Source organism: Gemmatimonadaceae bacterium, assembly GCA_036496605.1.
GTDB lineage: Bacteria > Gemmatimonadota > Gemmatimonadetes > Gemmatimonadales > Gemmatimonadaceae > AG2.
Genome location: DASXKV010000054.1, coordinates 12,326 through 34,420, shown reverse-complemented (window position 1 = coordinate 34,420; position 22,095 = coordinate 12,326). Strand labels below are relative to the sequence as shown.

Below are 22,095 nucleotides of genomic sequence, written 5' to 3'. Positions count from 1 at the left end.
CCGGGCCCTTCCATCCGGCCGGTCGTCCGGTTCGATTGTGTGCGTCGGCGGCTGCGCGCCGCCCTCCTCCTGTTCCGTCCGATACCATCTGAGCGAGGTTGTCTCAATGAGTCGTCGCCGCGCGTGCATGCGCCTTGTCGTCGCGCCAGCGCTCGCCACGTTCGTGTTCGCTGCAACCACGGTTGCACAGAGCGCTCAACTGAGCGCCGTCGATCCGGCCCTGTTCAAGGGCCTGCGATATCGTATGGTCGGACCCAATCGCGGTGGACGCGTCACCGCCGTGACAGGTGTTCCGAGTGAGCCCGCGACGTTCTACATGGGCGTGGCTTCGGGTGGAATCTGGAAGACGACCGACGCCGGACAAAACTGGTTCCCGATCTCCGATGGGAAGATTCCCGTCGGCTCGATCGGTGCCATCGAAGTGGCGCCTTCCGATCCGACAGTCGTGTACGTCGGCACCGGATCCGATGACATTCGCAGCAATGTCTCGATCGGGCGGGGCGTGTATCGCTCGATCGACGGCGGACAGACCTGGAGCTTCGACGGTTTGCACGACGTCGGCCAGATCGGCGCGGTGCGCGTGCATCCGGCGAATCCCGATATCGTGTATGTCTCGGCGACCGGCGATCCATTCAAGCCGACGCCCGATCGCGGCATTTATCGCACGCGCGATGGCGGACGCAGTTGGCAAAAAGTGTTGTTCGTATCCGACAGCACGGGCGCCTCCGACGTCGAGATGCAGCCGGGGAATCCGAACGTGCTGTTCGCGGTGATGTGGCGCGGGCAGCGCAAGCCGTGGACGATCATCAGCGGTGCGCACGAAGGCGGTGTGTACAAGACGATCGACGGCGGCGACCACTGGACGAAGCTGACGGCGGGTCTGCCTAACGAGCTGGTCGGTAAGGGGAACATCGCGGTCACTCCGGCGAATCCCAATCGACTGTATCTCCTCTACGAGGCGAAGCCGGGCGGCGGACTCTATCGGTCGGATGACGCGGGCGAAACGTGGACGCTGGTCAACAGCCAGGCTTCGCTGATCACGCGTCCATTTTACTACACGACGTTGGCGGCAGACCCAGCCAATCCTGATGTCGTATACGGCGGCGCCGAGGGATTTTTCAAGTCCACCGATGGCGGCAAGACGTTCCGCAATTTTCCCACGCCGCACGGTGACAACCACGACATGTGGATCAATCCGCGGAACGACAGCATCATGATTCAGGCGAACGACGGCGGCGCGAACGTGTCACTGAACGGCGGGCGCAGTTGGTCCACGCAGTACAACCAACCAACCGCGGAGATTTATCAAGTTTATACGGACAGTGAGGTGCCGTATCGCCTGTACGGAGCGCAGCAGGACAACACGACGGTGATCGTCCCGTCGCTGCCGCTGAACTCCGGACAGGCCGAGGAGTGGCGTACGGGACCGGGATGCGAGACGGGTCCGATCATGCCGCATCCGGTCAATCCCGATACGGTCTACGGCTCGTGCAAGGGACAGTTCAGCCGCATGAACCTTCGCACCGGCCAGGAGAAGCAGTACTGGGTTGGCGCGCAGTCGTTGTATGGCAACGTGCCAGCGGATCTCATCTATCGATTTCAGCGCGTGTCGCCGATGGAGATCTCGCCCTGGGATCCGCGCACGATCTACTACGGTTCGCAGTTCGTGCATCGTACGCGCGACGAAGGCGTGACGTGGGAGAAGATCTCGCCCGACCTGACCGCCAACGATCCAAAGTTACGAAACGCAATCTCGGGCGAGCCGATCACGCGCGACATGACGGGCGAGGAGGTGTATCCCACGCTCTACTCGATTCGCGAGTCGCCGGTACAGCGCGGTGTGATCTGGACGGGTTCGAACGACGGCCCATTCTACGTCACACGCGACAATGGCGTGACATGGACGAACGTCACCCCAAGGGATCTGCCGCCGGGCGGCCGCGTGGCGATGATCGAGCCCTCGCCGCGTCGCGCCGGCACGGCCTACTACGCCGTCTATCGCTACCTCCTCGGCGATTTCGCACCGTACATCTATCGCACCGACGACTTCGGCAAGACGTGGTCGCGCCTAACGACTGGTACGAATGGAATTCCGAACGACGACCCGACGCGTGTCGTCCGCGAGGATCCTGATCGCCCCGGCTTGCTCTACGCCGGCACCGAGTTCGGCATGTATGTCTCGTTCGACGACGGCGCACACTGGCAGTCTTTCGAGCTGAACCTCCCCGTCGTTCCGATTAACGATATCAAAATCTTCCGCAAGGACCTGCTCGTCGCGACACAGGGCCGAGCGTTCTGGATCATCGACGATCTCACGCCGCTGCATCAGGTGACGGCTCAAGTCGCGGCGGCGTCGCTCACGCTCTTCAAGCCGCGCGATGCCTACCGCATGCGCTATCAAGCCGGCGGCGGATTTGGGCGCGGTCGCGGTCCCGCGGCGCCACAGTATCCGGCGCCCGGAGCAGTGATCGACTTCTACCTCGGCCAGAGTGCCGGCCCGGTCACGCTCGACGTGCTCGACGAGAGCGGCAAGCTCGTTCGCAGCTTCTCGAGCGAAGCTGGCGCGGCCGCCGACGCAGTCGCCGGCGGCAGTGAAGATGAAGAAGAGGCGCCGCGCCGCGCGCGTCCGACGCCGCGTGTGCCGAAAGAGCAGGGACTCAACCGCTTTACCTGGGATCTCGCATATCCCGGTCCCCGCGACGGCGCAGGCCGCGTCGGCGGCGGCGGACCGACCGCCGTGCCGGGCCGCTTTCAGGTGCGCCTAACGGCAAACGGAGTCACCCAGACCCAGCCGCTGCTGGTGCGCGAGGATCCGCGCGTTGCGAAGGACGGCGTGACGCTCGCCGATCTGCGGGATCAGTTCGATCACAACGTGCGCGTGCGCGATCTGGTGAGCGATGTGAACCGCGCCGTCGCGCGTCTGCGCGAGGCGCGCACGCGACTCCGCGACGCCAGCGGAGCAGCCGCCGATACGCTCGAGAAGATCCGCGCACTCGAGGCAGGGCTCGTCACTCCCCCGATTCGGTACAGCACGCCGGGACTCCAGGCGCACATCACCTACTTGTATAGTATGACCAATCAGGCGGATCAGCGTGTCGGTCGCGATGCGAAGACGCGCTACGCGGTGCTCCGCCGCGAGCTGGATGGCCTGGTCACGCAGGTCAATCAGCTCCTTGGACCAGATCGCCAGAACGCTGATCGAGCGCGTTAGCCATCCGCCGACAATTCTGCGAAAAAGGTTAGCGAGAGGCGCAGCCAGCGCTGGCGAGCCCAGCGCTGCGGAATGGAGCTTGCACGGAGTGCGCGCCCCGGTTTGCCAACCGACCTCGGCTACGACCTCTCCTCTCCGCGTGCCCCTCACGATCTATGACAGAACCCGCCCGACGAACGCTCGAGCATGAGCTACAGTCGCCCGTTGTTCCACGAATCGGATTTCTGGGAACCGGTTGGATTGGTCGCCATCGCCTGCGCGCGATCGCGGCGCGGGGCGCGGGCACCGTAGCGGCGGTGGCGGATTTGTCCGAACAGGCGGTGCGAGACGCCGTCGGCGGCCTCGCCTCGCCGCCGCGCATGGCCGACTCGCTCGCAGCACTCCTCGACTACGATGACCTCGACGGCGTCGTCATCTCGACGCCAAACGCCGGGCACGCCGAGCAGGCAATTACCGCGCTCGAGCGAGGAGTCGCCGTGTTCTGCCAGCACCCGATCGGCCTAACGGCGCTGGAAACGCGGCGTGTTGTCGACGCTGCGCGCGCCAATCGTCGGCTGCTCTGCTCCGACCTCGCGTACCGCTTCACCTCGAGCATTACGGGGATCCGCGAAATCGTTAGGCGCGGTGAGCTCGGTGAGATTTTCGCGGTCGATGTTGCGTTTCATACGTCGATTGGTCCGGACCGGCACTGGTTTCAGGACGTCGCGATCTCCGGTGACGGCTGCATCATCGACCTCGGCAGCCACATGCTCGACCTCGCGCTCTGGACGCTCGACTACCCCGCTCTTCGCGCGGCAACGAGTCGCGTCTATGCCGTAGGGAAGCCGCTGCGATGGTCGTACGACGACGTCGAGGATTATGCTGTCGCCCGCCTCGATCTGGAGACTGGCGCCACGGTTCAGCTTATCTGCTCGTGGAATCAGCCGGCGAGTCGTCTGGCGGTAATCGCCGCGACGTTCCACGGGATGCGAGGCATCGCCTCGTTCAAGAACGTACATGGCTCGTACTACGAGTTCATCGCCGAGCACTACGTCGGCGCGTCGCGCGAGGCGTTTTCCGAGCCGGACACCGACTGGGCGGGTCGCGGCGCCGTCGACTGGGCGCGCCGTCTCGGCGCCGGTGTCACTTTCGATCCGGCGGTCGCGCGCCTCGTCGATCTCGCGACGGCGATCGATCGAATTTACGGGCGGTGAGCGATCGTATCGAGATCGATCATGGTGCCAGACCGAACATCTTGGATGACGGTCGGCGAGCTCGCTTCGCGCATGTCGAAACGCAGGTGTGACGGGCGAAGGCCTCGGGCACGGAATGCTGCGAGCTCGATCTCGACGCGCCCCGCGCGCCCGAGAGAAATCGTATCCAGCGGTGCGATCGACGCGAAGCCCGTTCCGTAGCGCGCTGGAACATCAATTGACCGCGCCCCGCTCCGGATGCGCACGAGAATGATCGCGTCGCGTCCGAGAAACCTCTCTGGCGGATAAGTAAATTGAAAACCGCGCGGATCGTCGCTCAGGCACACCACCGGCACAGAGGGCCCGAGGGCATAACCGAGCTTCGCAGCATCGATCCAGTGCGTCGCGACGACAATGTCTCCGGGCGCAAGGAGCTTTCGGCTCGTGAGGTCGCCGCGGACGTCGCTCCAGTCGTACGCCTCGAGTGATGGATCGCCGCGCTCGAACAGGCGCGGGGCCACGCGCACAATCCACCCCGTCGACACGTCACTCGCGGCGACGGCGACGAACAGCACGAACACCACTCCGGCGGCAGCGAGTCCGCGCACGACGCTCATACGTTCGCGCGTGCCACACGACTCGTACCGTGCGATGGCGTCGCCCACGAGCGGGAAGAGCAGGAGATATCCCGGCGCTGGCCAGTGCGGCAGGCCGGGATTTCCGCCCAACGAGATCAGCGTGAAGAGCGCGATCGGCCAAACGGCGAGACAGCAAAGTAGCCAGCGAGAGCCATCACCTGGTCCGCCGCGCAGGCCTCGTATCAGCTGCCACAGCAACGGCACTCCAATCCACGGCAGCAGATAGCCGAGCTGTCCAGCGATGTTTTGCGCCAGAGCCGCAAGGTGCACTCCATGCGTTGTCGCGCGGCCCGCCTGGAAGCGAAGCGACGCGAAGTCATGCTGCGCGTTCCAGATGATCACCGGCATGGCGATCGCGATCGAAATCGCCGCCGCGACGTATGGCTCCGGCCGTCGGAACCAGAATCGCGCAGGCCGGCACGTGACCATGAAGAGCAGCGTGCCGACAGGCAGAAGCACCCCATGATACTTGGAGAGGAGAGCAAGCCCGGTTGCTACTCCAGCACCGATCCACCAAGGCCATGCCCGTGACGGCGGCTCGAGCAGTACGCGCGTCAGGCAGAGCGTGGCGGCGAGGATGGCGCAGGCCAGCGGTCCATCCGGCAGAATCCACCCTCCGGTACTGATGCTGAAAACCGGAGAGAGGTTCAGCAACATCGACGCGAAGAAGCCGGCACGGTCGCCGTACAGCCGCGCCGTTAGGCGATACATCAGGATCGTCGTGGCGGCAAAAATCAGAATGAAAGGAAGTCTCAGCAGCACGCGCTGTTCGCTTCCCGTCAGCCAGGCCATGAATCCCGGAATCCAGAATGACAGCGGCGGGTGATCGAAGTAGCCGAGGCTCGGCACGCGCGAGAGGACGACCTCGTACGATTCGTCGACGCCTAAGCCGAGCACGGCGGCGAGAACAAGGCGCGCAACCAGACTGACGGCCACGACGACTGCTGCCTTACGAGCACCGCCGGACCATAGTGAGTCGTGCGGCCAGTCCCTCGTCGAGCTGATGTGATTCCCTCGTTCCACGTGAGACGTGAGATTCAGTTTCGTCGTGCTAGTGGATATTCTCAGGTCCATGAAGCTACGAATCATTCTCGCACTGGGTATCGCCCTGGCTGGGGCGTGCAGGACGGCTCAGTCAACCTCCACGAGTCAGGCATCGGGCACCTTTCCAACGCCCACTCCGGTGTTCGACGCCTCGAAGCCTCTGACCGGCGCGCAACAGCGATGGGTCGACAACACTCTCGCTTCGCTGTCTCTCCGCGAGCGCGTCGGCCAGATGGTGATGGTCTGGGTACTCGGCGACTACACGAGCAACGGCGATTCGAGCTTCGCCGAAGTTCGACGGTGGATCGAGCAGGATCACGTCGGCGGCGTAAGCATGTCGCTTGGCACGCCCATCGAAGTAGCGGCGAAGATCAACTCGATGCAGCGCCTTTCGCGCGTGCCGCTGCTCACGTCCGCCGACCTGGAGCCGGGACTCGGCCGGCTCGAGGGCGGCGTGTTCACGCACTATCTCATGGACGCGGGAAGCGCGACGATCTTCCCCAGCAATATGGCCATCGCCGCGACGGGACGTGACGAGGACGCGCACGACGTCGCGCGCGCGATCGGCGCAGAGGCGAGAGCCGTCGGGATCCAGATCGATTTCGCGCCGGTCGTCGACGTCAACAACAATCCGAATAATCCGGTCATCAACACGCGCTCATTCGGCGAGAACGCCGCACGCGTCGCGCGATTGTCCGAGCTCTTCGTGCACGGATTGGAGGAAAGCGGCGCCGTCGCGACAGCCAAGCATTTTCCCGGTCACGGCGATACCGACGTCGACTCACACGTTGGATTGCCGATCGTGACGGCGACGATGTCGCGCCTCGACAGCGTGGAGCTCGTGCCTTTTCGTGCCGCGATCCGCGCCGGCGCCGGTCTCGTGATGACGGCGCACATCGCGCTGCCCGCCGTCAACGGCGACAGCACGACACCGGCGACGCTGGCGCCGCGCATCATCACGGGCCTGCTCCGCGACTCGTTAGGCTTCGGCGGCATCGCGATCACCGACGCCATGACGATGGAAGGAGTGGGGAAGGGCTACACGACGGAGCAGAGCTCGGTGCTCGCGGTGCAGGCGGGCGCGGACGTCCTGCTCAAGCCCAGCGATCCGACGCGCGCCATCAATGCCGTGGTCGCCGCGGTCGAGCGCGGCGAGATTCGGCGCGCTCGCATCGACAGCGCGGCGCGGCATATCCTCGCGCTCAAGGCGCGCGTAGGACTCGATCGCGATCGCTACGTGGACCTCGAGGCGCTGCGCGACGTCGTCGGTTCGCCCGCGCATCGCGCGCTCGCGGCCGATGTCGCACAGCGGGCGATCACGTTGCTCCGCGACAAGGATGCGCTCGTGCCGATGCGCACCGGACGTGCGCTCGTGGTTCAGTACGCACCCGAGACCGAGCTCAAGGCCGGGCGCGTATTCGGCCCCACGTTCCTGGCCGCGCTGCCACAATCCCGCGTCCTTGACATCTCGCCGTCGGTGAGCCGCGCGCAGCTCGATTCGATCGCCGTGCTGGGGCAGGGAATGGATCGCATCGTCGTCGCCGCCTACGTGCGGCGCATCGAGGGCCAGGGCCGCTTCGCGGTTCCCCAGCACGTGGCATCGTGGATCGACTCGCTCGCGAAATCGCCAACAGGACCGAAGCTCGTCGTGGTCGCGTTCGGAAATCCCTATCTGATCCGTCAATTCCCGAATGTAGGCACGTACGTCGTCACCTACGGCGTGTCGGACGACCTCGAACGCGCCGCCGCCCAAGCGTTGTTAGGCAGCGCGCGGATTACCGGCCGCGCGCCGATCTCGCTGCCGGGATTCTTCAACGCGGGTGACGGACTGACGAAATGAAGAGCTGGGGTCTAGGGCGGAGCTAGGGCAATTCGGAACGAAACATCAGTGCGAAGACCCTAGCCCCTATGCTCTAGCCCCTCGGTCAGTTCACGACCAGTTCGAAACTCCGCCGTGACCTTTACAGGCGCTCGACTTCGAGTGGCCGGTCCACGCGGTACCGTCGGTGCAGTGCGCCTTGTATGTGCGCGGGTGCACCGCCTTCTGCGTGCCTTTGCTCACGTCACCGGCTGCTTCCTTGGTGCCGTGACCAACCTTCTTCGCTGTCTTCTTGGTGCCGCTGCCGACGTCACCCGCTGCCTCGGTGACGTTGTGCCCCATGGTCTTGGCACCCGTCTCGACATTTTTCGGCGTACGCTTCGCTTCGTCTTTCACGTCGATCGCCGCCTTGTTGAGCTCCTTGCCGACCTTGTTCACGCCACCCGGCTTCTGCACGCCGCCGTGACGCGCGCAGGCTGCGTCCGACGTGACGATCGTGTTATCGGCGCAGGTGACCTTCTTCTCCTGTGCGCGGGCAAGCGCCGGCACCAGGCAAGCGACGGCTACCATTGATAGAACGCTACGTATCCTCATGTTCGCTTCCTCCTCGAGCGATTGGTCATTCCCCAACATCCACTAGCGGGAATCGTTCCTCGGCGTGCGCCGGTGCCCACTAAGAACCATCCCTCGACGGACTCGGCCAATCTCTAGTGAGCGGTTGTGCACGCTCGCCAGGCGATTGCACCTTATTGCTCCTGCATGAATCTCCTGAGATCGGAAGCGTCAATGAATCAGCCCCGCCGTCGACCCACGCTTATCGCGCTCGCCGTATCCTCTCTCGTAGCGGCGCCTCTTGCGACGCTGCTAGCACAGCGCTTCGAGGTAGTCGTGAGTCGCGCGGCACACGCCGAGCCGATCACCGGACGCGTCTTCGTCGCCATCAGTCGCACGGCGGGGCCGAGAACGCCTATCGAGCAGACCGGCGAGACCGGCGTCCCACTCTTCGGGGTGAATGTTGACGCGCTGACACCGGGCGCGAGCGCGGTGATCGACTCCACTACCTTCGGCTTCCCTCTGCAGAGCCTGAGCAACTTGCCGCGAGGCGAATACTGGGTGCAGCCCTTCGTGAACGTCTATACGCGCTTCGCGCGCGCCGACGGCCACACGGTCTGGCTGCATATGGATCAGTGGGAGGGTCAGCACTGGCAGCGGTCGCCGGGTAACCTCTACGGCGATCCAGTCAAGGTCAGGTGGGATCCCACGACCCACGCCGCGATCCGCCTCGTTGCCGACAAAGTCATCCCGCCGGTGTCGGTGCCTAGCGACAACGAGTACGTACGCCGGATCAAGATCGAGAGCGCCACGCTCACGAAATGGTGGGGACATCCGATCTATCTCGGCGCCGCCGTCCTCTTGCCGAAGGACTACGACAAGCATCCCGGTGTCCGCTATCCGATCGTGTACGATGAAGGCCACTTCTCGCTGCGTGCGCCCGGCGGCTTCGGCGACAGCACGGGGCGCGGCGCGAGCTTTACGAAATACTGGCTGAGCGACAGTGCGCCGCGGATGATTCTCGTCACGCTCCAGCATCCGTCGCCCTACTACGATGATTCGTATGGCGTGAACTCGGCAAACAATGGCCCATATGGCGACGCGATTACGAAAGAGCTCATCCCCGCGGTCGAAACCAGGTTCCGCGCGTTAGGCGAGCCGTGGGCGCGACTCCTCACCGGTGGTTCGACTGGCGGGTGGATCTCGCTCGCGCACCAGGTGCTGTATCCCGACTTCTACGGTGGCACTTGGTCGCTTTGTCCCGACGGCGTCGATTTCCGGTATCACCAGATCGTCAACATCTACGACGACGCGAACGCATATTGGATCGATCACGGCTGGATGCGCGTGGAGCGTCCAACGCAGCGACATCCCGATGGCAACATCGAGGCGATGATGAAGGACGAGAACTGGTCCGAGCTCGTGCAAGGCGATCGGTCTCGCTCCGGCGGTCAGTGGGACATCTGGGAGGCGACGTATGGACCGGTGGGCGCGGACGGCTATCCGGAGCGCATCTGGGACAAGCGAACGGGCGTGGTCGACAAGACGGTTGCCACGTACTGGCGTGATCACTATGACCTGCGCTTCATCCTCGAGCGCGACTGGCAGACCCTCGGCCCCAAGCTTGCCGACAAGATCAACGTCTACGTCGGCGACGCTGATTCGTATTTCCTGAACATGGGCGTGCACTTACTCGATAACTTCCTGCGTCACACGACGAGCCCCAAGTGGACGGGAGAGATCGTCTATCAACCGATGGCGCCCCACTGCTGGGGACCTGGCCTCGAGGAGCTGTTACCGAAGATGGCGGCGCAAGTGGAACGACATGCGCCTGCAGGCGCTGGCGAGAGCTGGAGATACTAGATGCGACTCGAAAGGCTGGCTTTCGTCATTGCGCTCGCGGCGTCCCCGATCGCACACGCCGGTGCACAAACCTCACGCGCGGCTCGGACGCTGCTTCGCCTCGAGGACCAATGGGCGTCCGCGCTCGTGTCCCGCGATTCCGGATTCTTTCGCCGGACGCTGCATCCCGACTACGTCTACTCGGACGAGCGCGGCACGTTCAGCAAGGCCCAGGTCATCGCCGAGCAGGTCGGTGGCACCGACACCGTGACGTATGCGGCGAACGAGGACATGCGTGCCCACGTGCATGGCGACGCCGCGGTCGTTACGGGAATACTCATCGTGCGGGGCCGCGGGAAGGGCGGCCGGTTCGAGCATCGCTATCGCTACACCGATACCTGGGTCGCCGGCAAACAGGGCTGGCTGATGATCGCCTCCCAGGACTACGAGATCCCGCGGCGATAGGCGACTCCCACCCACCACGAGGCAGGCGCTCGACGCGGTGCTTCACGCTTCTCGACTCGTGACGGTCAAAAGCCCTCTCCCCTAACCCCGTCATTAGGCGGAACGTCACAGGGACGAGCCGGATTTGACAAGGTGCGAACCGGCTACCAAACTAGCCGCGCATCACGCGCACTCGGTTCTCGCGCTCGTGAACACAAGACTGCGCGCACGCCCTCTTCGAGGGGCGCGAAGACAGTCGGCTGGTCGTCCCATCACGACAACCGCTGGAGGAAAGCATGGCAGCGACGAAACGCCGTTGGTCTGCTCTGGTAGGTGTGTTGCTTCTCAGTCCCGCGTTGGCAATCGCGCAGCAAACGTCAACGATCACCGGACGAGCAACTGGTGACGCCGGAGCGCCGCTTTCGGCTGTGACCATCACGATCCCCGAGTTGGGCATCGGTACTCTCACGCGAGACGATGGACGGTACTCGCTCACGATTCCCGGTGCTCGCGTCGCCGGGCAATCCGTGACGCTCAGCGCCCGGCGCGTCGGCTACAAGCCAAAGCTCGCGCGGGTCACAATCGTCCCCGGTTCGGTCACTCAGGATTTCCTTCTCGAGGCGAATCCACTGCAACTGGGTGAAGTCGTCGTCACCGGCGCCGGCACGCAGACGGAAGTCGAGAAGCTCGGCAACGTACGCAACCAGGTGTCGGCGGAGCTCGTGCAGAAGTCCAACGAGTCGAACGTCGTGCAGGCGTTGGCCGGCAAGGCGCCTAACGTCGTCGTGTCGCAGGAAGCCGGAGATCCCGGTGCCGCGTCGAAGATTCAGATTCGTGGTTTGCGAACGCTCAACGGCAATACGCAACCACTCTTCGTTGTGGACGGCGTGCCCGTCGACAACTCGACGACGTCGACGACGAACTTCAACCCGATCGACGCGGGTGGCGGTGGCGTCGGTGGTCAGGACAACGGCGGCGAGTTCGAGGGAACTTCGGCGCCGAACCGGATGATCGACATCAACCCGAGTGACATCGAAAACGTCGAGATTCTGAAGGGCGCGGCGGCCGCGGCGATCTATGGAGCGCGTGCGGCGAACGGCGTCATTCTCATCACGACGAAGAAGGGTCACGCGGGCGCAACGCGCTACGGCCTGAAAAGCTCGTACTCCGACGACGAGGTCTCTCGCACGTACCCGCTCCAGCGCACGTGGGGACAGGGCCGCTTCAACCAGGCATCGCTCTATACGCGAAGCTGGGGGCCGCAGATCACGGGTCCGTCGTACGATCACGCCACTGAGGCATTCACCAGCGGTCACGTCGGCGACAACACGGTCAACGTGTCTGGCGGCAACGAGCGCACGACATTCTTCCTCTCCGGAAGCTCGAACATCAATCATGGCGTCTTCGTCGGTCCGAACAACTACTTCGACCGTTCGACCGTTCGCCTCAACGCGAATCACAAGCTCACCGACGGATTTACGCTCGGCGGCAACTTCTCGTATGCGGACACGCGCGGCCACCTGACGCAGCGCGGCAACAACGTCAACGGCCTTCTGCTTGGGTTGTTCCGCACACCGCCCGATTTCAACAACCTGCCCTGGCTCGACCCAGTGACGGGTTTGCACCGCTCGTACATGGTGCCGGATCCCGATCCGTCCACGGCTGGCGAGACACGAATCTTCAATAATCCGTTCTACACGCTGTACGAAGAGCTGAACCAGATGCAGGCGGCGCGCTCGTTCGGCAACGTCAACGCCGACTATATCGCGAATAGCTGGCTCAAGTTCGACTACACTCTCGGCGCCGACTACTCGAACGACGAGCGTCTCGAGGGGTGTCCGGCGGAGTGTTCCGACGTCGCCGCGGGCGGCCGCATCACGGAAGGCAAGGTCGTGAACTACCAGATCGACCACAACCTCACCGCGACGGCGCAGTATCACCTCAGTGACGCGTTCGGCGGAACGTTCACGGTGGGGCAGAACCTGAACGCCCGGAACTATCGCAGCTTCTCCGTCGTCGGCCGCGGACTCATCGCGCCGCAGCCGTTCAGCATTCTGAACACGCTCTCGCGTGACCCGCCGAGCGATTACCAGACGGAGATTCACAACGCGTCGTATTTCGGACAGGCCACGTTCGACATGTTCAGCCAGCTTTATCTCACGGGCGCCATCCGTGACGACGGTTCGACGACCTTCGGACGACAGAACCGCTCGGCGCTGTTCCCGAAAGCGAGCGCGGCGTGGACGTTTACGAACGCGTACAAGCCGAAGGGGCTCACCTTCGGCAAGCTGCGTCTCTCGTACGGCGAGGCGGGCAACGAGCCGCAGCCGTACCTCACGTCGCAGACGTTCAGCGGCACGAACCTCGTCGGCGGCATCGCGCAGGGCACCGGTTTCACGCCGACGCAGAGCGGTCGCGGTGGTCTGTTCGTCAACTTCACCAAGCCGGCAACCTCGCTGCATCCCGAGCGGACGAAGGAGCTCGAGGGCGGCTTCGACGTTGGCTTCTGGGGCGAGAAGGCCGACGTCAGCGCCACCTGGTACAGCTCGAAGACGAGTGACGTCATTCTCATCACGCCCATTGCGCCATCGACGGGCTTTTCGAGTGAGGCGAAGAACGCCGGCCAATTCCGAAACAGCGGGACCGAGCTGTCGCTGAATTTGCGACCACTCACCCGCCCGAACTACGCATGGGACATCGGTCTCGGCTGGGGACGGAACCAGTCGCTCGTGCAGAACATCGCCGGCGCGCAGTTCCTCTTCACTGGTTCGGCGTTCGTTGGTACGGTCGCTCAGGTCGGGTACCCGTTAGGAGTCATTCGTGGAGAAGGCTGGGTACGCTGCGGTATCAGCCCGAATGACGTAATCCCCGGAGTCGATCTCTCCGCGGTATGCTCGGGAAAACCGAAGGGCACGCTCTATATCGACGACGGCAGCAACTGCAGTCCCGATCCTGGGATGCCGTGCGAGGATACGAACTTGCGAATCCTCGGCGATCCGAACCCGAAGTGGACTGGCAACGCGCACACGAGCTTCCGTTTCCACAAATTCGAGTTGTCGGCGCTCGTCGACATCCGTCACGGTGGCCTGATGTGGAACGGCACCAAGGGCGCGTTGTGGAGCTATGGAACGCACAAGGACACCGAAATCCGTGCGGTGTGCACTGGTCCAAACAACAGCGATTGCACGGGTAATCTCCGGGCATTTGGCGACGCCAACTGGTACGCGGGTCCGGTGACGGGTCCCGGTGCTGGCCAGAAGATCCCGATCGGCTATAACTGGTACTTCGCGAGCAATATCGCGGCCTGTCCGTTCACCGGCATCGACGAGCCCTGCCTGGAGAACTCCGGCTTTGTAAAGCTGCGTGAGTTGTCGGTCGCCTACACGTTCGATCAGCCGTGGGTGGGCCGCACGTTAGGCATGTCGAGCGTCGACGTCCGCCTCTCCGGTCGCAACCTGCATACGTGGACCAAGTATACCGGCCTCGATCCGGAGACGAACGTCGCCGGACCGTATGAGCAGATTGGCGCGGCGGACTACTTCAACCTGCCGCTCACTCGCTCGTTCGTCATCACCATCGGTCTCAACCGCTAACTACAAGGAGCATACGATGCGATATATGCGAATTGTCTCGGCGGCCCTGGGGCTGTCCGTGGGGCTCGCCGCCTGTTCGAAGTTTCTCGACGCGCCGAAATCGGTCGCCGATCCGAACAACCCCACGGCGGCAAACGTCAACCAGCTTTTCGTTGGCGTCGAGGCCAACATCTTCGGTCAGCAGGAAGGCCCAGTGGCCATGATCGTCTGCGAATGGATGCAGCAGTGCGCGGGCGTCAATGGCCGCTTCGTCGATCAGCAGGGCGTCTACAGCATCAGCGCCGGCAGCTTCGACGGTTCGTTCTCCTCGATCTACGACGGCGGCGGTCTGAACCAGATAAAGCGCGTCGAAGCGCTTGCAGCGAGTGACAAGCTGTACCTGGGCATCTCCGAGGTGCTCGAGGTGATGAACATGATGTTCGCCACGGACATCTGGGGCGACGTGCCGTACAGCGATGCCGTCGGGACGTCGACGACGCCGAAGTTCGACGCGCAGATGACCATCTACACCAATCTGCTCGCATTGCTCGACAAGGCGATCGCGGACATGGGTGCGGGCGGGACGGGGCCGGGGACATACGATCTGGTGTACAACGGCGACAAGGTGAAATGGACGCAGGCGGCGCACACGCTGAAAGCGCGCATCTACCTGCACCAGGTCGAGAAGCTCGGCAACACGCAGTATTCGCAGGCACTGACCGAGGCGCAACTCGGTATCTCGGCGCCGGCCAACGATTGGAAGACGCAGCATTCGTCGGCCACGTCCGAGCGGAACATGTGGGCGCAGTTCCAGACGACGTCGTTCGGCAACGATCTCGTTGCCGGTTCGACTCTCGTCGACCTCATGAACGCGCAAGGCGATCAGCGCTTGCCGCAATACTTCGCCAAGGATCCGAATGGCGTCTATGGGGGGTACAACGTCACGACCGCAGCGACACAGGTGCCAGACATCTCTCCTATCATCGGCTCCGGCCGCACGGACAACGAAAGCTTCGCGCAGCCGCTCATCACATATGATGAGAATCAACTCATCATGGCCGAGGCGACGTTCGTCCTCACGGGATCGGCGGCGGCGGCGCCCTTCCTCAATACGGTGCGCGCGGAATACGGCAAGGGCGCGATTGCCGCACCGACGCTCGCCGACATCATGAACGAGAAATACATCGCGCTGTTCCAGAACATCGAGTCGTGGAACGATTACAAGCGAACGTGCCTGCCGCTGATGCATCCGGCGCGCTCGAAGCCGGCGATACCGGGGCGACTCTTCTACGGTCAGACCGAGGAACAAACGAACTCCAACACGCCGTCGAGCGACTCGCAGAATCTCTTCACGTTCCGCAATGCGAACGACCCAGCGGCCTGTCCGCCGTAGTAAAGATTTTTCAACTCTCGCGGGGCGGGAGGGCCTGTTGCTCTCCCGCCCCGTATCTTTCTGAGAATCCTTTAATCCGCGTAAATGCCGGTCGTGTCTCGTCGATTGACTCGCGCCTTGACGTTGACGGGGCTCGTGGCCTCGGCCGCTTGCTACGCCTATGTGCCGGCCAGGTCGGATGCGTCACTCACCGATCGAGAGGTGCACTTGACGCTGAGTGATTCCGGCGCCGTCGTGCTCGCGGCACAGGTGGGGCCGCAGATCGCGTCCCTGGACGGTCGCTTTATCCGGGATTCGGATGATGTGTATTTACTCAGCGTGACACAGACCGACCGGCGCGACGGCTCGCAGATGGAGTGGCGGGGTGAGCGCCTCGCCGTGCCGCGCGTGTTGATCACTGGAGTCGCGACGAAGCAGTTTTCGCGCGGACGGACATTCCTCTTTGGTGCGCTCACGACCGGTGCGCTCATCGGCATCGCGGAGGCATTCGCGGGCGGCGGCGGCGCGACTGTACCAGGCGGGACGCCTGGTGGCCCTCAGGGCGGCAAATAGATAGAGCTCAGCGCACCTCGACGAACGAGCGCGCGAGATCATCCTCCAACGTCCAGATCACGACGTCGCCATCCTGCGCGTGGAGCGATTCGCTGCGAACGGCCTGACGCGAGCCGATCGGGTCACCCAAGAGCCGGTAATCACCGCCGCTCGTTAAGCGTCGCAGCGCGACACGAAACTCGGTGGTCGTCGTCGCCGTCGCCGTTCCGATGCGGTCGCGCCGCGTCCCCTGCTGCAGATACACGGTCACATCGAGATAGCTGTGATTGACGACGCGCAGCGTGACCTCGCCATTGTAGCCTGTCTCGGCTGCTTCCTGGCCCACGCCATGGTGGCACGCGCCAACCGTTAGGCACGCAATAGTCGTGACGACGGCGAGCCACCGCGATCCTCGTAGGCGCATGGTCAGCTCCGAATGACGAGCGACGACTGCCGGAGGTTCGCCTGAAGCATCCACTCCACTTCCTGGCCCCCCGAGACGTGGATCGCTTCTGACGTCAGTGTCCGCGACGTGCCGACCGGATCGGCCATGAGCTGCAACTCGCCCGTCGGGCTGATCTGGTGCAGCGCGAGCGTGAAGTGCTGCGTCGACGCCGTCGTCACAGTGCCGAGGCGAATGCGCATGCTCTGGTTCACCGCGTACACGGTTATGTCCAGCGGATTGTTGTTCGAGATCGTGACCGTGATGGTGTCCGGCTCATCGTCCGGCATCAGCGAGCGCTTGAAGCAGCTCGATGATGCGACGAGCATGAGCGAGGCAATCGCCCACGCACGCCAGCGAGTGCGACGTCCGACTTCACGATGCTTCGCCACTTTTTTCATCCAGTTCCCTGACGCGGATGCGAAACACGTAGCGACGGGGAAGCGGGCCGGTCAAGAGCTTTGTTTCGACGCGCTATTTGCGGCGAACCTCCACCGGCCCGTTCGTCGTCACTGCGCGGATCGACGCACCTCCATTGCCGAGGGTCGTCGTAATGCGCCGCCCAATGACACCCTGCAACGTGACCGGGAAATCAATTCGCATCCCCCCGTTCGTGGTTCCCGTCTCCAGCCGCGCCGAGTATCCGTCGGGAATCTGGAGATTCACCGGCCCGTTCGTCGTGCGCAGATCCAGTCCCTCGCCTCGCCACCGATCACCGTCGAGGTCGACGTTCAGCGGCCCATTTGTCGTCTCTCCGCGAACGGTGCCAGAGATTCCCCGGAGTGTAAGGCCACCATTCACGGCGCTGAGCTCGAGCCGCGCATCCAGATTGTCGACGCTGACGCCGCCATTCTGCGTGGAGGCACGAATGTCCGTCTGTCGCGGCGCCCAGACCTCGAAGCTCACCGACCACGACCGGTTTCCCCGCATCGAGGGACCTTCCGCGCGAATCCGCCCTCCGTCTGCGTCGATCGTGATCCGAGAGGCGATATCCCTCGCTTCGTCCATGTCGTCGCCGTCCGTTTGAATCTTCGCGAGGACGTAGACCTCCGATCGATCCCACCCGTGCACGCTCACGCTGCCGTTCTGCTCCCCGTCTATGTCCAGCGTCCGGGATGGCGAAAGCCTTCGGTCGCGGACCTCGCAGAAACGCTCTCGGTCGCCGTTTCCGTTTCGCCCGTCACGGCAGCGATCGAGCCAGTCGTCGCCGGCCGCACTCGGGTCGCGCGCTGATCGCTGGGCGATCGACGGAGCGGGAGTCGCGGCGCTGAGGACGATCAGCATCGGCACGCCTCGGGAGATCAGCCACATCCTGCGCATGGGGGGGCCTCCACAATTACGAGTTTGCTAATACGAGTGACGCATGGGCCGGGGGCTCGCCGATCAATGACGAGTCCTGCCTGAAACCGGTTTCGATCTTCACTCTCCTAGACACTCTCGGGACCTCGATGGTTGGACAGCCCCGTCGCCGGTATATTCCGCGCCGATCCCCTTCCGACGTAAGCGCGCTTGGAGACCACATGCGGATTCGATTCCCCCTTCTTACGCTGATCGCGGCAACGCTCCCGGTTTTGGCGCAGGGCCAGGCCGCCCACCCGGTCCGCGGCAGGGCTCGCTGCGCGCCGGATAACGGCGGCATCACCCTGCCGAAAGGCTTCTGCGCGAGCGTCTTCGCCGATGGTGTTCCCGGACCTCGACACATCCTCGTGACGCCTAACGGCGACGTCTTTGTCGGCCTGAAGAGTGGGGGAGTGATGTCGTTGCGCGACCGCGACGGAGACGGTGTCGCCGACGAACGACACAAATTCGGCAACGGCGATGACACCGAGGTCGCCCTCTTCGACGGATATCTCTACACCGAGAACGGCACCGACATTCGACGCTCTCGTTTGGCCACGGGCTCGCTCGAGCCCACTGGTGAAGCAGAGGAGGTCGTCACCGGGCTGCCGACGCAAGGCCACAGCGCCAAGACCTTCACGATCACGCGCAACGGCTCGCTGTACGTCAACATCGGTTCGCGAACGAATGCCTGTCAGAGCGAAGATCGGAAGCTCGAGGTGCCGGGCGTCGATCCGTGCACCGAGCTCGAGACTCGCGCGGGAATCTGGCGTTTCGATGCGAGCAAGTTGCATCAGACCGAGGCGCAGGGCGAGCACTTCGCGCGTGGCATTCGCAATTCGGTCGCGATCACGATCAATCCGCACGACGGCGATCTCTGGGTCATGCAACACGGCCGCGATCAGCTCGGCGGCGGCGGCGCCGACTGGCCCAAGCTCTTCAATGCTGAGCAAGGGGCGGAGAAGCCGGCGGAAGAGTTGTTTCACGTTCAGCGCGGCGATGACTTCGGTTGGCCATATTGCTACTTCGATCCGGAACTGAAGAAAAAGGTGCTCGCGCCCGAGTACGGCGGCGACGGCAGCAAAGTGGGACGCTGCGAGACCAAGAAGGGAGACGTGGCCTACTTCCCGGCGCACTGGGCACCGAACGGGTTGCTGTTCTATACCGGGTCGATGTTCCCGGAGCATTACCGCGAAGGAGCGTTCATCGCCTTTCACGGCTCGTGGAATCGCGCTCCGCTGCCACAGGCCGGGTTCAAGATCGTCTTCCAGCCACTGAAAAACGGTCGCGCTGACGGTGCGTACGAGATCTTCCCGGACAACTTTGCACCGAACCTGACGGTCCAACGCGCCACGGCAGGCTCTGGCGATCGTCGTCCAACTGGTCTCGCTCAAGGCCCTGATGGCGCGCTCTACATCACGGACGACAACGGCGGGCGGATTTGGAAGGTGGTGAGGCAGTAGCCCCTTTGCTTTATTTTCCATTCGTACCCTTTTCACGAGCCGTCCATGTCCGTCTCCGAACGCCTTCAACGCCTGCACGATGCCGGCGTTTCCATTTGGCTCGACTTCATCGAGCGAACGATCCTGCGCAACGGCGAGCTCGCCCGACGCATCCGCGATGATGTCGTTAGCGGGATGACGTCGAATCCGACCATCTTCGAGAAGGCGCTTGCGGAGGGGACGGCGTACGACGATCAGATCCGCACCGCGCCGGGCGACTTCACGGCGATGGAATTGTTCGAGCTCGTCTCGACGACCGACGTGCGCGACGCGTGCGACATCTTCCGGCCCGTCTACGACAAAGAGAAGGGAGCCGACGGCTACGTCTCGATCGAAGTCTCGCCAACCGCCGCGCACGAGTTGGAGGCGACCGTGAGCGAGGCGACACGTCTCTGGTCGACCGTTGACAGGCCTAACGCATTCGTCAAAGTCCCAGGCACGGTCGAGGGAGCGGACGCGGTGCGCCGGCTCATCGCGAGTGGGATCAACATCAACATCACCTTGCTCTTCTCGCTCGACGCGTATCGACGCGTCATCGAGGCGTACCTGGCTGGCCTCGAGGACCGCGTCAAGGCAGGGAAGGACATTCACAACATCGCGTCTGTCGCCAGTTTCTTCGTCAGCCGCGTCGATACCGAAGTCGACAAGCGGCTCGACGCGGTGGCCAAGAGTGCGACGCCCGACCAGCGCAAAAAGATCGACGCGCTGCGAGGCAAGGCAGCGATCGCGAATGCGAAGCTCGCCTACAAGATCTTCCAGAAGGAGTTCTCCTCGCCGCGCTGGAAGAAGCTCGCGGACAAGGGCGCGGGTGTTCAGCGCGTCTTGTGGGCGAGTACGAGCACCAAGAATCCGGCATACCGTGACGTGATGTATGTCGAGCAGCTCATCGGTCCGCACACGGTGAACACCATGCCTCCGGCAACCGTCGACGCCTTCCGTGATCACGGTGAAGTGAAACAGACGGTCGATCAGGATGTGCCGGGTGCCGAACGGGTCATTGCCGATCTCGCGCAACTCGGCATCTCCATCGATGACGTCACGGAGAAATTGCTCGTCGACGGCCTTGCCAGCTTTCAGAAATCGTTCGACACTCTCATCGCCGGACTCGCGAAAAAGACGAAGGCGCTTGGACGCGAACTCGTCGCTTCGAGGTAACGACCGCCTCCCGCACCGCCCTCGATTTTGCCATTCTGCCGCACGAAAATCGTCTGCACGCTCGGGCCGTCGAGCTGTTCGCCCGAAGCGTTGCGTAGCTTGATGGATGCCGGGCTCAGTGTCGCCCGCATCAATTTTTCGCACAGCACGCACGAGCAGCACGCCGCGACCATCAAATTGGTCCGCGACACGGCGCAGGCTCTGGAGCGTCCGGTTGCTATTCTCGGCGACTTGCAGGGTCCGCGTATTCGCGTCGGAGAGCTCGCCGCTCCGCTTTCCCTCGACGATGGCTCGGACCTCGTGCTCGCGCCAGAGGGTGCCGTTAGGCGTGGCGAGGTTCCGGTGACGTACGAGAATCTCGCAACGGACGTCCACGTCGGCGATCGCGTCTTGATCAACGACGGCCTGCTGGAGCTCGTGGTACTCGACGTCGCCAAGCCGCGCGTTACCGCGCGCGTGCTCCACGGCGGCGTTCTCTCGAGTCACAAAGGGATCAATCTGCCTGGCGTGTCGGTCTCCGCGCCGTCCATCACCGACAAGGACCGCGAAGACGTCGCCTTCGCCGCCGAGCAGGGGATCGACTACGTCGCCTTGAGTTTCGTTCGCCGCGCCCAGGACATCGCCGAGCTGAGAGCGATGATTCCGCGTGAGATTCTCGTCGTCGCCAAGATCGAGAAAGACTCCGCGCTCGAGAATATCGAGAGCATCATTCGCGCATCGGACAGCGTCATGGTCGCGCGCGGCGACCTTGGCGTCGAGCTGCCCTTCGAGGAGGTGCCGCTCGCACAGAAGCGCATCATCTCATTGTGCAACCGGCTCGGGCGTCCGGTGATCACAGCGACGCAGATGCTCGAGTCGATGATCACGCATCCGCGCCCGACGCGCGCCGAAGCCAGCGACGTCGCGAACGCGATCCTCGACGGCACGGACGCCGTGATGCTCTCCGCCGAGACGGCCGCTGGCCAGTATCCTCGCCTCGCGGTCGAAGCCATGAATCGCATCATCGCCGAGGTCGAGAAGCACGAAACGACCTTCGAGCGCGATGGCCAGCGGAGCGACGAGACGGCGATGTCGACGGAGTTCGCGATCGCTGCAGCCTGCAACGCGGCGTCGCGCATGCTGCGCGCGCCGTGTCTCATCGTGTTCACCAAGAGCGGCTTCAGCTCGCGCGTGGTTGCGTCGCAGCGGCCTTCGGTGCCCATTCTCGTGCTCACTGATCAACCGCGCACCTATCGGCAGCTCGCGCTCGTATGGGGCGTCGTCCCGGAGCTCGTGCCGCACTGTGACACGTACGAACAGATGGTTCGCCTCGCCCTCGAGGCTGTCCGCAAACGAGCACTCGCGCGAACGGGTGATCGCGTAATCGTTACCGCCGGTGTGCCGTTCGATGTGCCGGGGACGACGAACATGATGAAAGTGGAAACCGTGTGAGATCGAAGG

The 22,095-nt window shown here is 63.6% G+C and carries 16 protein-coding genes; 11 read left to right on the top strand and 5 right to left on the bottom strand.

Annotated features, from left to right (window positions below; genetic code table 11):
• Window positions 1–106 precede the first annotated feature (106 nt).
• The gene (locus VGH98_21395; GenBank protein HEY2378549.1) at window positions 107–3,211 is read left to right on the top strand and encodes a hypothetical protein; all 3,105 of its coding nucleotides are present in this window, start codon (window positions 107–109) and stop codon (window positions 3,209–3,211) included.
• A gap of 155 nt (window positions 3,212–3,366) precedes the next feature.
• Complete coding sequence (locus VGH98_21390; protein HEY2378548.1) at window positions 3,367–4,404, top strand: Gfo/Idh/MocA family oxidoreductase; 1,038 nt, start codon at window positions 3,367–3,369, stop codon at window positions 4,402–4,404.
• On the opposite strand, the gene VGH98_21385 is transcribed toward VGH98_21390, so the two are convergent.
• Window positions 4,392–5,957 (bottom strand): glycosyltransferase family 39 protein, encoded by a 1,566-nt coding sequence (locus tag VGH98_21385; protein HEY2378547.1) that lies wholly within the window; start codon window positions 5,955–5,957, stop codon window positions 4,392–4,394. The genes VGH98_21390 and VGH98_21385 overlap by 13 nt on opposite strands.
• 136 nt (window positions 5,958–6,093) lie before the next feature.
• On the opposite strand from VGH98_21385, the gene VGH98_21380 reads away from it, so the two are divergent.
• Complete coding sequence (locus tag VGH98_21380; GenBank protein HEY2378546.1) at window positions 6,094–7,905, top strand: glycoside hydrolase family 3 N-terminal domain-containing protein; 1,812 nt, start codon at window positions 6,094–6,096, stop codon at window positions 7,903–7,905.
• 90 nt (window positions 7,906–7,995) lie between these two features.
• On the opposite strand, the gene VGH98_21375 is transcribed toward VGH98_21380, so the two are convergent.
• On the bottom strand, window positions 7,996–8,478 hold the full coding sequence (locus VGH98_21375; protein HEY2378545.1) for a hypothetical protein: 483 nt from the start codon (window positions 8,476–8,478) through the stop codon (window positions 7,996–7,998).
• 294 nt (window positions 8,479–8,772) lie between these two features.
• Between VGH98_21375 and VGH98_21370 the strand changes: the two genes are divergently transcribed.
• The 5 genes from VGH98_21370 to VGH98_21350 all read left to right on the top strand — a co-directional run bounded on the left by VGH98_21370 (window position 8,773) and on the right by VGH98_21350 (window position 16,239).
• On the top strand, window positions 8,773–10,299 hold the full coding sequence (locus tag VGH98_21370) for an alpha/beta hydrolase-fold protein (protein HEY2378544.1): 1,527 nt from the start codon (window positions 8,773–8,775) through the stop codon (window positions 10,297–10,299).
• Window positions 10,300–10,743: a nuclear transport factor 2 family protein gene (locus tag VGH98_21365; GenBank protein HEY2378543.1), complete on the top strand. Its 444-nt coding sequence runs from the start codon at window positions 10,300–10,302 to the stop codon at window positions 10,741–10,743.
• Between the two features lie 275 nt (window positions 10,744–11,018).
• Window positions 11,019–14,315, top strand: coding sequence for a SusC/RagA family TonB-linked outer membrane protein (locus VGH98_21360; protein HEY2378542.1), 3,297 nt, complete (start codon window positions 11,019–11,021; stop codon window positions 14,313–14,315).
• Window positions 14,316–14,331: 16 nt separating this feature from the next.
• Entirely contained in the window at window positions 14,332–15,687 is a 1,356-nt protein-coding gene (locus tag VGH98_21355) for a SusD/RagB family nutrient-binding outer membrane lipoprotein (protein ID HEY2378541.1), read from the top strand.
• Window positions 15,688–15,771: 84 nt separating this feature from the next.
• Window positions 15,772–16,239 (top strand): hypothetical protein, encoded by a 468-nt coding sequence (locus VGH98_21350; protein ID HEY2378540.1) that lies wholly within the window; start codon window positions 15,772–15,774, stop codon window positions 16,237–16,239.
• 7 nt (window positions 16,240–16,246) lie between these two features.
• Here VGH98_21350 and VGH98_21345 read toward each other — a convergent pair whose 3' ends face one another.
• The 3 genes from VGH98_21345 to VGH98_21335 all read right to left on the bottom strand — a co-directional run bounded on the left by VGH98_21345 (window position 16,247) and on the right by VGH98_21335 (window position 17,980).
• Window positions 16,247–16,642, bottom strand: a complete 396-nt coding sequence (locus tag VGH98_21345; GenBank protein ID HEY2378539.1) for a hypothetical protein — start codon at window positions 16,640–16,642, stop codon at window positions 16,247–16,249.
• Between the two features lie 2 nt (window positions 16,643–16,644).
• On the bottom strand, window positions 16,645–17,061 hold the full coding sequence (locus VGH98_21340) for a hypothetical protein (protein ID HEY2378538.1): 417 nt from the start codon (window positions 17,059–17,061) through the stop codon (window positions 16,645–16,647).
• 73 nt (window positions 17,062–17,134) lie between these two features.
• Window positions 17,135–17,980, bottom strand: coding sequence for a DUF4097 family beta strand repeat-containing protein (locus VGH98_21335; protein ID HEY2378537.1), 846 nt, complete (start codon window positions 17,978–17,980; stop codon window positions 17,135–17,137).
• 200 nt (window positions 17,981–18,180) lie between these two features.
• Here VGH98_21335 and VGH98_21330 point away from each other — a divergent pair, with 200 nt between their 5' ends.
• From VGH98_21330 to pyk, 3 genes are read left to right on the top strand one after another with little or no spacing between them, the layout of a single operon-like run.
• Complete coding sequence (locus VGH98_21330) at window positions 18,181–19,461, top strand: PQQ-dependent sugar dehydrogenase (protein HEY2378536.1); 1,281 nt, start codon at window positions 18,181–18,183, stop codon at window positions 19,459–19,461.
• Window positions 19,462–19,506: 45 nt separating this feature from the next.
• The gene (gene tal, locus VGH98_21325; GenBank protein HEY2378535.1) at window positions 19,507–20,655 is read left to right on the top strand and encodes a transaldolase; all 1,149 of its coding nucleotides are present in this window, start codon (window positions 19,507–19,509) and stop codon (window positions 20,653–20,655) included.
• Between the two features lie 27 nt (window positions 20,656–20,682).
• Window positions 20,683–22,086, top strand: a complete 1,404-nt coding sequence (gene pyk / locus VGH98_21320) for a pyruvate kinase (protein HEY2378534.1) — start codon at window positions 20,683–20,685, stop codon at window positions 22,084–22,086.
• The last annotated feature ends 9 nt before the right edge of the window (window positions 22,087–22,095 follow it).